This is a genomic window from Corynebacterium sp. UMB8791 (assembly GCF_054166365.1).
Genome location: NZ_JBSZCG010000108.1, coordinates 21,704 through 32,732, shown reverse-complemented (window position 1 = coordinate 32,732; position 11,029 = coordinate 21,704). Strand labels below are relative to the sequence as shown.

General features: G+C 60.0%; 8 protein-coding genes and 1 tRNA gene. 3 read left to right on the top strand and 6 right to left on the bottom strand.

Annotation, left to right across the window (positions count from 1 at the left end; all coding sequences use genetic code 11):
* Nucleotides 1-7: 7 nt before the first annotated feature.
* Entirely contained in the window at nt 8-1,297 is a 1,290-nt protein-coding gene (gene selA / locus ACXIUA_RS04770; RefSeq protein ID WP_070479411.1) for an L-seryl-tRNA(Sec) selenium transferase, read from the bottom strand.
* A 29-nt stretch (nt 1,298-1,326) separates the two neighbouring features.
* A tRNA-Sec gene (locus tag ACXIUA_RS04765) sits at nt 1,327-1,421 on the bottom strand.
* Between the two features lie 24 nt (nt 1,422-1,445).
* Between ACXIUA_RS04765 and selD the strand changes: the two genes are divergently transcribed.
* A complete protein-coding gene (gene selD, locus ACXIUA_RS04760) occupies nt 1,446-2,435 on the top strand; it encodes a selenide, water dikinase SelD (RefSeq protein ID WP_256059991.1) in 990 nt (329 codons plus the stop codon).
* A gap of 85 nt (nt 2,436-2,520) precedes the next feature.
* Here selD and nrfD read toward each other — a convergent pair whose 3' ends face one another.
* The 3 genes from nrfD to fdnG are packed head-to-tail and all read right to left on the bottom strand — an operon-like array spanning nt 2,521 to nt 7,893.
* The gene (nrfD, locus tag ACXIUA_RS04755) at nt 2,521-3,615 is read right to left on the bottom strand and encodes an NrfD/PsrC family molybdoenzyme membrane anchor subunit (RefSeq protein WP_070362713.1); all 1,095 of its coding nucleotides are present in this window, start codon (nt 3,613-3,615) and stop codon (nt 2,521-2,523) included.
* Entirely contained in the window at nt 3,616-4,614 is a 999-nt protein-coding gene (locus tag ACXIUA_RS04750) for a 4Fe-4S dicluster domain-containing protein (RefSeq protein ID WP_070362714.1), read from the bottom strand.
* Nucleotides 4,615-4,623: 9 nt separating this feature from the next.
* A complete protein-coding gene (fdnG, locus tag ACXIUA_RS04745) occupies nt 4,624-7,893 on the bottom strand; it encodes a formate dehydrogenase-N subunit alpha (protein WP_457976260.1) in 3,270 nt (1,089 codons plus the stop codon).
* 154 nt (nt 7,894-8,047) lie between these two features.
* Between fdnG and ACXIUA_RS04740 the strand changes: the two genes are divergently transcribed.
* Together ACXIUA_RS04740 and ACXIUA_RS04735 are read left to right on the top strand one after the other, a co-directional pair.
* A complete protein-coding gene (locus ACXIUA_RS04740) occupies nt 8,048-8,545 on the top strand; it encodes a ferritin (protein ID WP_070362717.1) in 498 nt (165 codons plus the stop codon).
* A gap of 279 nt (nt 8,546-8,824) precedes the next feature.
* Nucleotides 8,825-10,057 (top strand): DUF4185 domain-containing protein, encoded by a 1,233-nt coding sequence (locus ACXIUA_RS04735; RefSeq protein WP_070479408.1) that lies wholly within the window; start codon nt 8,825-8,827, stop codon nt 10,055-10,057.
* On the opposite strand, the gene ACXIUA_RS04730 is transcribed toward ACXIUA_RS04735, so the two are convergent.
* Nucleotides 10,054-11,007 carry a Dyp-type peroxidase gene (locus ACXIUA_RS04730; protein WP_256000409.1) on the bottom strand — a complete coding sequence of 318 codons (954 nt, stop codon included), beginning with the start codon at nt 11,005-11,007 and terminating at the stop codon, nt 10,054-10,056. The genes ACXIUA_RS04735 and ACXIUA_RS04730 overlap by 4 nt on opposite strands.
* Between the last annotated feature and the right edge of the window lie 22 nt (nt 11,008-11,029).

The window sequence follows — 11,029 nt, the reverse complement described above, 5'->3', positions numbered from 1 at the left end:
GTAACACTCAGTCCTTTCCTTGGGCCGCTCGAATCGCGGCTGCGATCTCGTGGTCGCGCTCGGGTGGCACGCAGCGCAGGTCAATCAACAACTCATTCTCGTGGACACGTCCGAGCACAACCGGGGTACCTGCCCGTAGCGGGGCTGCCAACGACTGATCAAGCGCAACAGCCCAACCGGGCAGTGGGAAGCCCGGCGCGCCGCCTCCTCCAACGCGGCCGTCGTGCGGAACCACACTGCCTCCAACCTCCGCTGCAATCGCTACTGCGCGGGCTTTGAGCTGGTCGGAGTTTGCGTGTAGGTAGTCGTGGACTGGTGTGCTGGCGATGTTCAGGCTTGCCTCCAGCGCAGCGAGGCGCAGCTTGTCGATGCGCACTGCGCGCGCCAGCGGGTGCCGCTTCAGCTTCGCAATGGCGTTCTTCGTTCCGACCATAACGCCTGCCTGCGGCCCACCAAGTAGTTTGTCGCCGGAAAACAGCACCACGTCCGCGCCATCGCGCAAAGCTGTGGTGGCATCTGGCTCGTCCGGCAGCAGCGGATCAGGGTGAAGCAGGCCCGAGCCGATGTCAGCGATCAGGGCGCAGCCGCGGGGCCGGACAAGCTCGCGAAGCTGCGCGATAGTGGTCTCCGCGGTAAACCCGTGCACCCTGTAGTTCGAGGGATGCACCTTCAGCACCGCTCCCGCGTTGTCGAGCGCCCGCTCATAGTCAAAGGGATGCGTACGGTTTGTCGCGCCGACTTCAACCAAAGACACTCGTGCGCTCTCAATGAGCTCAGGCAGGCGGAACCCCGCCCCAATCTCGATGAGTTCGCCGCGAGAGATAACGACGTCACGCCCCTCGGCGAACGTAGCCACGGCAAGGAGTAACGCCGCTGCGCCATTATTTACTACCAGCGCGTCCTCCGCCGCTGGACATGCAGCCAGGATTGCATCCGTGGCCGCCCTGCCTCTATCGCGGGATCGAACGCCTGCTGCGAGGTCCATCTCTACATCCACATATTGCGCGGCATCCACCATCGCGTCTATTGCCTGCGGGGCAAGCGGTGCTCTGCCGATGTTGGTGTGCACAACCACGCCAGTTGCGTTGAGGACTGGCGTCAGGGACCCGGGGTGGCGTCGACAAGCGTGGAGAAACTCCGGGGTGACCTCTTCAGGGGTGATCTCGCCGTCGCGGGCGCGCTGCTGCAACTTCCCTGCGAGCGCCTTAAGCGCGTGTGGCGCCAACGCGGTGTGCTCCTGCGCTGCAAGCGTAAGCAGTGCGTCTGTGCGAGGGATTCGACGGCGAGGATCATTCATGTGCTTCCCCTTACAACAACACAACGTTTTGGCGGAGACGGACAGGAATCGAACCTGCCAGGCCGAGATGCTCGACCTCACCAGTTTTGAAGACTGGGGTGGCCACCAGGACACGTACGCCTCCGAAAAGCAACGCTACCATGTAGGTATGGCTGCTGATAATTCTAAGATTCGTTTGACCCAGTACGCATCCGGTGGCGGGTGTGCGTGCAAGATTCCACCCGGTGAGCTCGAAGAAGCCGTCCAGGGACTGGTTGGTTTCGCTGACCCGAACGTGATCGTTGGCCTCGACGACGGCGACGACGCCTCCGCGATTCACGTCCGCGACGACCTCGCCGTCATCTCCACAGCCGACTTCTTCACCCCGGTCTGCGATGACGCCTACACCTGGGGCAAGATCGCGGCCGTCAACGCGCTCTCTGACGTCTACGCGATGGGCGGCACCCCAATCACCGCCATCAACCTGCTCGCCTGGCCACGGGATGTCCTCCCCTCAGAGCTCATCCGCGACGTACTGCACGGTGGCATGGACGCCGCCACCGCAGCCGGCATCAGCGTGACCGGCGGGCACTCGATCACCGCACCCGAGCCGATCTACGGCATGGCTGCCACCGGCATCGTGGACCCGGCCAAGCTCATGCGCAACGACGCCGCAGAGGCCGGCCTGCCCATCACCTTGACCAAGCCGATCGGCTCTGGCCTACTGAACAACCGCCACAAGGCAACCGGCGATGTCTTCCCGCAGGCCATCGAAGTAATGACCACGCTGAACAAGGAAGCCTCCGAAAAGGCAGTCGCCGCCGGTGTGAAAGCCGCTACCGACGTCACTGGTTTCGGCCTCCTCGGCCACTTGTTCAAGATGGCACGCGCCTCCGGAATCGACGCCGTCATCGACCACACGAAGGTCCCATTTATCGACGGCGCCCGTGAAACGCTCGAGGCCGGCTACATCCCTGGCGGCTCGAAGCGCAACCTTGACTGGGTACGCCCCAACATCGACTCTGATCTGGACGGCGACGAGCTGCTGCTCCTTGCGGACGCCCAGACTTCCGGCGGGCTGCTCGTCATCGGCGAGATCCCCGGCTACCCAGTCATCGGCGAAACTGTCGCAGGCACCGGCCGCGTTCAGGTGAAGTAGCCGAAATACCAAACTAGAAATACAACACTGCCCCTCCAACACGGTGTGTGAGAGGGGCAGTGTTGTGTGTTAGCTCCAGTCGCAGCTAGGCGGTAGTGATGCCGTCATCAACCTTGCCCGCTTCACGGCGCTTGCGCAGGCGCTCCCGCTGCGGTTCAACGACGTACTTCGGGTCCTCGGTGGACTGCTTACCGGCCTCGAGCACCGCGAAACGAGTCAGGCAGGAACCCGCCATCAACGCGACACCCGAAATACCTGCGAGTACTCGACTCTTTTTACTGAACAGCGCGCCAACGCCACCAACCGCGAGGCAAACCTCGGAAGCCTTGAAAAGCTTGCCTGCCTTGCCCGTGGAAAACGCTTCCTTAGAGACGTCGTCCAGTTGGCTCGTCATGTAGGACGTCGCTGCGACATCGGCGGCTGCGCCCACGACACCGAGTGCTCGCGGCACAGCAGCATTCTCCGTCGAAGTGGTGAGCAAGCCCATGCCACCCGTCGCTGCGGTCGCAGATGATACGAACACGAACGGTAGGTTCTTGCCCGCCTCCTGCCATGCAGGCACCGACGTGTTGCCGATCAGCACCGCGGTGTACGCCGCGAGCGGCGAGGCAAGCACACCGCCAGCAATACCAGCCGGGGTCGCTGCGAACTCAATAAACGAGCGCAGCGGGCTTGGCAGCGGCAGCTTCTTGCCAGTCAGCTCGTCGAGTTCCGGAAGCATAGCAAGCCCCTGCAACGCGGAGAACGAGCCCAGCAGCCACGAACCGACACTCATCGGAGATGACAACTTGAACACGCGGAACATGTTCAGCAAGCGCTCCGGGCGACCAAGGTCGAGCACCAGGCAACCGGAGCCCACCGCGGCGGCAGCCATCGAACTAATCCGCATGTTGCGACGCAGCTCCTTGTTGCCTGTCGCGTCAGCTCCCACGGCCAACAAGGAGGAACCTCCGGCGAGGCCGCCGAGGAAGAAGTAGACACCAATCGGCCACTCCCACGGCGGGAACTTCACAATCGGCTTGCCGTAGTAGGAGTCAAAGTGCTCGAAGCTTGCCTCCGGCACCATCAGCTCTTCGCCACGACGCTTCTTCGGGCCCCGTGGGCGCTCGCCTTCCGCTTGATCACGTCGCCGCGGACGACGCGGCTCCTGCGGTGGACGGTAGCTATCAAACTCAGCCATTTACTTCCTACCTCCGATCAGGACCGCGGCTGCAATAGTGCCAACCATTCCGGCTGCGGCAATGACGCCGCGCTTCGCCAGCTCCGGCAAGTTCGCCGTTGGAACCACTGGGTCTGGTGGAAGCCCGTAGACCTCTGGCGCATCCAGCAGCAGGAAGATTGATCCTGTACCGCCTACGCCGTCGTTCTGGTTTGCGCCATACAGGCGAGCTTCCGTCATACCCTGCGCGTGCAGTTCCTTCACGCGCGCCTTCGCAAGCGCGAGCATTTCATCGTAGGTGCCGTACTTGATTGACGTCGTCGGGCAGGTCTTGGCACACGCCGGCTGCTCGCCCACCTGAAGGCGGTCGAAGCACATGGTGCACTTCTGAGCCACCCCGATGTTCTTAATCGGCGCGCTCTCACCAGGTGTGAAGTCCTCACCCTTGCCGGAACGCTCGTTGCGCTTGCGAACGCCACCATCGCTACGACGCTCAATGACGCCGAACGGGCAGCCAGCAACGCAGGTACCGCAGCCATTGCAGACGTCATCCTGTACGACGACGGTGCCGTGCTCGGTGCGGAACAACGCACCCGTCGGGCACACGTCCAAGCAACCAGCGTTCGTGCAGTGCTTGCACACGTCGGAGGACATCAGCCAGCGGAAATCCGGAGTATCCGGCAATACCGCGCGGGTGGAAGCCTCTTCGGCAGGCTTGACGCTCGGCATTCCAAGCCCGACGAGCTTTGCACCCTCTTCACGAGCCTGCAGAATCCGGTCCTCGCCCTGCTCAATGAACGCCACGTGGCGCCACGTGTCCGCGTTCAGCGAACCGGTGTTGTCGTAGGAGTTACCAGACAACTTGTAGCCGTCCTGCGGGTTTCGGTTCCATTCTTTACATGCAACCTCACACGCCTTGCAGCCAATACAAATCGACGTATCCGTGAAGAAAGCCTTGCGAGCCTCCTTCTCGTACCCGATGTTGGCTGGGGATTCGGTGATCTGATTCTTCGTTTTCATCGTCAAAACCTATCCTTCCCCGTTCGCCATATTCTTCTTCGTCGAGTCGTACTTCGCCGCCTCGGTGTCACCGAGCTGCTCACCAACGATGACGTCTTTCGACTCGTCGGTCAGCTTGGTACCGGTGTCCTCCGTCAGGCGCGCACGGCGCTGGTACTCACGCACCAGCTTCATGCGGTCCTCGCCGCGCGGGCGTCGGCCCGGCCGGATATCAACCGCGGAAACCTTCGACGCCTGGATGTTGACGTTCGGGTCCAGCATGATGCCCAAAAGGTCGTTCGGTCCATCGCCTTCGACCTCGGCGTAAGAACCTGCGCCGAAGTGGTACGGCATACCAATCTGCTGGAACTCGTGACCGTCAATGACCAGAGTCTTCATGCGCTCCGTGACCAGCACTCGCGCCTCGATGGCGTTGCGCGGCGAGATGATCGTCGCCCAGTCACCATTCTTGAGACCGACCGCTTCGGCCAGCTTATGCGAGACCTCACAGAACAGCTCCGGCTGCAACTCCGCCAAGAACGGCAAGCTTCTCGTCATCGAACCAGAGGTGTACGCCTCCGTCAGACGGTAGGTGTTCAGCATGTACGGGTACACGCCAACACCCGGCTCGCCAAAGTTCGGCGCCGAAAGGTTGTCCTCCCCACGCATCACAATTCGCGACGGCGACTGCTGCTGCTTGTACAGCGGGTTCGCAAACGGGGACTCCTGCGGTTCGTAGTGCGTCGGCATCGGGCCGTCAACCATTCCGGTTGGCGCGAACAGCCAAGCCTTGCCGTCAGGCTGCATGATGAACGCATCATCACCGGCAAGCGCCGCAGGACCAACCGCGTCGCGCTCTGGCTTAAACCCAGGTGCGCGGTTGACCGGGAAGTCCACAACATCGTCGGACTCCCACAGCTCCTTGTCCTCGTTCCACCAGACCAGCTTCTTGCGCTCCGACCATGGCTTGCCATCCGGATCCGCAGAAGCACGGTTGTAGAGCACGCGGCGGTTCATTGGCCATGCCCAGCCCCACTCCAACGCCATCGCGTTCTGCTCCTGGCCTGGGCGCTTGTTCGCCGAACGGTTGACGTCATCAGCGTACACACCACAGTAAATCCAGCAGCCGGAGGAGGTTGAGCCGTCAGCCTTGAGATCCGCAAACTTGTCTACAAGCTGTCCCTTGCGAGGACCGTCGAGGTAGTAGCCGTTGATCTCCTTCAGCACCGACTCCGGCAGAATCTCACCGTGCTCATCGCACTCGTAGTCCCAGGTGATCTTCTGCAACGGCACGTCGCGCGGGTCGGTCGAATCCTTGACGCGCTCCTTCAAGCGAAGTCCCAAGTCGTAGAAGAACTCGAGGTCACTCTCGGCATCGCCCGGCGCATCCTTGGCCTTGTAGCGCCACTGCAGCACACGCGAGGTCTGGGTAAAGGTACCAGCCTTCTCGACGTGGTTCGCTGCTGGGAAGAGGAACACCTCAGTGTCGATCTCCTCCGGCGAAATCTCACCGGACTGCACCTCTGGAGAGTCCTTCCAGAACGTTGCCGTTTCGATTTCAGAGAAATCACGTACGACGAGCCACTTCAGCTTGGTCAGCGCCATGCGCTGAATGCGACCGTTCGACTGCGCAACCGCAGGGTTCTGGCCGAAGACGAAGTAGCCGTCAACAAGCCCCTGGTTCATCAGCTGCAGCGTGTGGTACGTCGAGTGCGCACCAGTCAACCTTGGCATGAGGTCCATGCCCCAGTTGTTCTCCTCGGTTGCGGCGTCACCCCAGTATGCCTTCATCAACGACACAGCGAAGGTGTCGCCGGTCTGCCAGAAGCCCTTCTGATCACGCTTCGACACTGCTGCCAAGTACTCGTCCCACGTCTGGTGCGTGGACTGCGGCATTGGCAGGTAGCCAGGCAGGATGTGGAACAGCGTCGGCACGTCCGTGGAGCCCTGGATCGATGCGTGGCCACGCAGCGCCATGATGCCCGAACCCGGACGGCCGATGTTGCCCATCAGCGTCTGCAGGATCGCACACGTACGGATGAACTGTGCGCCCAACGTGTGCTGAGTCCAGCCAAGCGCGTACGCGAAGCAGGTGGTGCGATCGCGGCCAGAGTTCTCCGCAATCGAGTTCGCGAGGAAGTAGAAGTCCTCCTCGGAAATACCACACGACTCAGCAACAACCTGCGGGGTGTAGCGGGAGTAGTGGCGCTTCAAAATCTGGAAGACTGTTCGCGGATCCTGAAGGGTTTCATCCTTCTCAACGTCCCACGAAGTCTGCGCATCCCACTTCTTACGCGCCTGCCATGAATCGTTGGAGTAGCCACCCGTTTCAGGGTCGTATCCAGAGAACAGACCCTCAAGGTCCTCCGTATCCTGAAAGTCTTCACTGATCAACGTCGAAGCGTTGGTGAATGCCTTGACGTACTCCTCGAAGTACAGGTTGTTTTCCAGCACGTAGTTGATGACAGCACCCAACAGAATAATGTCGGTACCACCACGAATCGGGATGTGCTTATGCGCCATCGCCGACGTACGCGTGAATCGAGGGTCAACGTGGATGATTCGTGCACCACGCGCCTTCGCCTCCATGACCCACTGGAACCCAACTGGGTGCGCTTCGGCCATGTTAGACCCTTGGATGACAATGCAGTCCGCATTCGCCATGTCCTGCAGTGGCTGGGTCGCTCCACCGCGTCCAAACGAGGATCCCAAACTGGGAACCGTGGAAGAGTGTCATATACGAGCTTGGTTTTCTACCTGCACCGCGCCCGCTGCAGTCCACAGCTTCTTGATCAGGTAGTTTTCCTCGTTATCCATCGCGGCGCCGCCCAGGCCTGCGATGCCCATGGTTCGACGCACAGGGCGCCCCTTGTCGTCGAAGTCCTGCCAGCCGTTTTCACGGGCTTCGAGGAACCTGTCGACGACCATTTCCATGGCGGTTTCGCGGTCAAGCTTGACCCATTCCTTGGAGCGCGGTGCTCGGTACAGAATGTCGGTCACGCGGTTTTCCGCGTTGACGAGCTGCTCGGAAGCTGCACCCTTCGGGCACAGGCGTCCGCGTGAGTGCGGAGAATCCGGGTCGCCTTCAATTTGAATGACCTTATTGTCTTTTACATATACGCGCTGGCCACAGCCAACAGCGCAGTACGGACACACGCTCTTGACAACGCGGTCCGCTTCTACAATGCGGCCTTCCATTTCTTGGCTGCGCGCAGATTCGGTGTTTTCGCCTCGGGCGAAGGCGTCACCACCGCGTATCTGGCGCACAACCGGCCAATTTAAGGGACTAAAACGAGACATACCGGCAAGGATAGCCCATTTTGCGAAGGTTCCCCATCGACATACCCCCAGGTCATTGATTAGGATACCCTTACTTTTGATGCATTTTTGCCTCGCAGGCGTAAAATAGCGCCGTAACATCAGTTTTCAACTACACCTTCAAAGGAGCTTGACTATGGACAAGAAATTGCAAGATGCAATGAACGAGCAGGTCACTGCGGAATACCAGGCGGCACTGCTGTACCGCCAGCTCGCCTACACCATGGAGGCACAGTCTTTCCCGGGCTTCGCATCCTGGTTTGCTGAGCAGGCGCAGGAAGAGTGCGACCACGCAGAGAAGTTCGCAACGCACCTCATCGACCGGGGTCACGACGTCACCTTGCACACCGTCGCACTCGACGCTCCATCGATCGATTCCCCGCTCGCAGCGTTCAAAGCAGCGCTGGAGCACGAGCGCAAGGTCTCTGCGATGATTCGCAACATCGCCGGCATCGCCGATGAGGTCAAGGACTTTGACTCGCGCTCACTTATCACCTGGTTCCTCGACGAGCAGATCAGCGAAGAGGCAACGGTTTCCGAGATTGTTGACCAGCTGACACTTGTCGGCAATGATGGTTCTGGACTGCTGCGCCTGGACTCGGGTCTTGGTCAGCGCAACGATTCTTCGAACTAACCCAATATTCGCCCAATAATTATCGACGTCCACTTCCCCACAGCCTGCTGCGGTGAAAGGGGACGTCGAATATTTTGCCTCACGACGTTTCATCCCAGGAGCCCCATGCCTTTGCCGCCTTTGACCCGAATTATCGCCTGTGCCACTACTCTTGCTCTTGCTGCGACGGGGATTTCGGTTCCCTGCGCGCAGGCGCAAACCAACTCGATTTTGCCCGCGTGGCCTACTGTTCGTCCTAATGGACCCGAAGACCTTCCATCGAAGCCAAAGCAAAAACCGATGAAGATGCCAGATGGCACCGTCGTCCAAATCATGGGTGATGTGCTCGGCCCGTGGGCCGCGCACGTCGGTATCGGGGCTGGCGATCTAGGTACGATGACCCCGCTCAACGGTGATGAGTTCGCGATGATCTTCGGTGATTCGTTCCGCGGTAAGAAGTTCGGCGAGGGTGATTGGATCAGCCCTGTTGGCGTAGTTGCGCGAATGAACAACGGGCAGATTGAAATCCTTCGCCCGCTCAAGGGGCACCGTGACGCATACGGCCTGATCAACTACTACCGGAAAGAAGGCGACAACCTGACCCTCATCCCGTCCGATGTGATCAACATCAACGGAACGCTGTACATGCAGGGCATGTGGAACCGTGGCATCGGCAATGTGCTCGAGACACAGACATGGAAGTCCACAGACGAGGGGAAAACCTGGAAGAGCATCGGGCGCACCCCTAACTACTACCTCAATGGCCTTGGCCAGCTCATCTCTTGGGAAAAAGGGCCAGACGGCTACATCTACGCAGTGATGTCCGGCTTCCAGCGCGAGCACCCGGTGTACCTGGCTCGCTTTACCGAGGAGCAGATTGGCAGTCAAGAGAGTTGGGAGCTATATAATCCCAACACCGACGAGTGGGGCAACGAAGCTGGCGCGATCCTGCACGGTAACAAGATCAAGGCCGGCGAGATGAACCTGCGATACATCGACAACCACTGGGTGTTCGTGATGTTCAACGAGGCCACGCTCGCCGTCGAGGTCCGCATTTCGGATACGCTGCCACAAAGCTGGAACGACGTGCCTGTCGCGACAATCGCCAAGAATGGCTACTGGGACTTTCAGCAGACGCCGATGAATTTCTCCCAACCTTACGGTGGGTACATCGTACCGGGTTCCACGATCGCGAACCTCGACGTCGTCATTTCGCAGTGGAACACGAACACCAACGAACGCTACATGTCGACGCAGTTCAACGTCAAGGGCCTGGACACGTTCTTCGGTATTGACCCTGAAGCGATGCGCCCGCACGACCAAAACGATGTCGACGTCAACGTCACACCAAACCCACCGCAGACCGATGACATGGACGCCGAAGATAACCTGATGTCCTCGGAGGGCAGTTCCAAGACGAAGGCGGCGCTCATCACGGTTGGTGTGCTCGCCGGGCTGGGCTTAATCGCTGCGGTGACGTGGCCTACCATCCGCGAGTACCTACCACCGCAGTTACAGCAGCTTGTGGGTTAGCGCAGTTCTTCCTTGACGTAATCCTCGACGTTTTCCATGAATGTTTTCGGCGGTGCAAAGAAGTTGCACCCGGTGAGTGCCGTGGAAAAGTCGAGGATTCTGTCATAGTTGCCAACTGGCTCTCCGATGAACATGCGGCGCAGCATCCGCTCGGTGATGGCGACGTCCTTCGCGTAGCTCATAAAGAATGTGCCCTGCTGGCCGGCTGCGTCACCGAAGGTGAGGTTGTTGCGGACGATCTCCAACGATTCGCCGTCTTCATCTTCGATCGAGTTCACAGCAACGTGACTGTTGGCCGGTTTCGCGTCGTCGTCGAACTCGATGTCTTCGTGCTTCGTTCGGCCGATGACACGCTCCTGCTCCTCGACGGGTAAATCGTCCCAGGCTTTCAGATCGTGGACGTACTTTTGCAGCACGATGTGGCTGCCACCCGCCCACTTTCCTTCGCGGATAATCGCCGTTGCGATGCCGTCTTGGCCGCGCGGGGACTCAGTGCCGTCGACAAACCCGAGAGGGTCGCGGAAGTCCTGGTACTGGAAAGCGTGCGTCTCGTCAAAGTCTTCGATGGCGTCACCGAGCTGTTTCGTGATGCGGCGAGCAAGCTCGAATGCGACGTCATATTCGTCGGCACGGATGTGGAAGAACAGGTCGCCTGGTGTCGACGGCGCGTGGTGCTTCTCCCCTTGCAGTTCGACGAATTCGTGGAGGCCTTCGGGCTTTTCCACGGTAAAGAGGCGGTCCCACATCGAGGCGCCAATGCCGAGGACCGCACTTAAGTGAGCCTCTGGCCAGCGGAAGCCGACACCGTTGACGAGCCCTGCAAGGCCACCGATGATGTCTACTACGTCGCGCTCGTGCCCTTGTGCGATGGTGAGCGTCAAAAAGATTGCGTCTTTTGACTGCGGGAGGATGACGTTCTGGGAGACTTCTGTCGAATGTATATCGCTCATAGGTGCCATCATATGCCCTATG

Excerpts from the sequence above, each read along its gene's own strand:
- selA (WP_070479411.1), bottom strand. The coding sequence starts at position 1,297 with ATGAATGATCCTCGCCGTCGAATCCCTCGCACAGACGCACTGCTTACG.
- selD (WP_256059991.1), top strand. The coding sequence starts at position 1,446 with ATGGCTGCTGATAATTCTAAGATTCGTTTGACCCAGTACGCATCCGGT.
- nrfD (WP_070362713.1), bottom strand. The coding sequence starts at position 3,615 with ATGGCTGAGTTTGATAGCTACCGTCCACCGCAGGAGCCGCGTCGTCCG.
- ACXIUA_RS04750 (WP_070362714.1), bottom strand. The coding sequence starts at position 4,614 with ATGAAAACGAAGAATCAGATCACCGAATCCCCAGCCAACATCGGGTAC.
- ACXIUA_RS04740 (WP_070362717.1), top strand. The coding sequence starts at position 8,048 with ATGGACAAGAAATTGCAAGATGCAATGAACGAGCAGGTCACTGCGGAA.
- ACXIUA_RS04735 (WP_070479408.1), top strand. The coding sequence starts at position 8,825 with ATGAAGATGCCAGATGGCACCGTCGTCCAAATCATGGGTGATGTGCTC.
- ACXIUA_RS04730 (WP_256000409.1), bottom strand. The coding sequence starts at position 11,007 with ATGAGCGATATACATTCGACAGAAGTCTCCCAGAACGTCATCCTCCCG.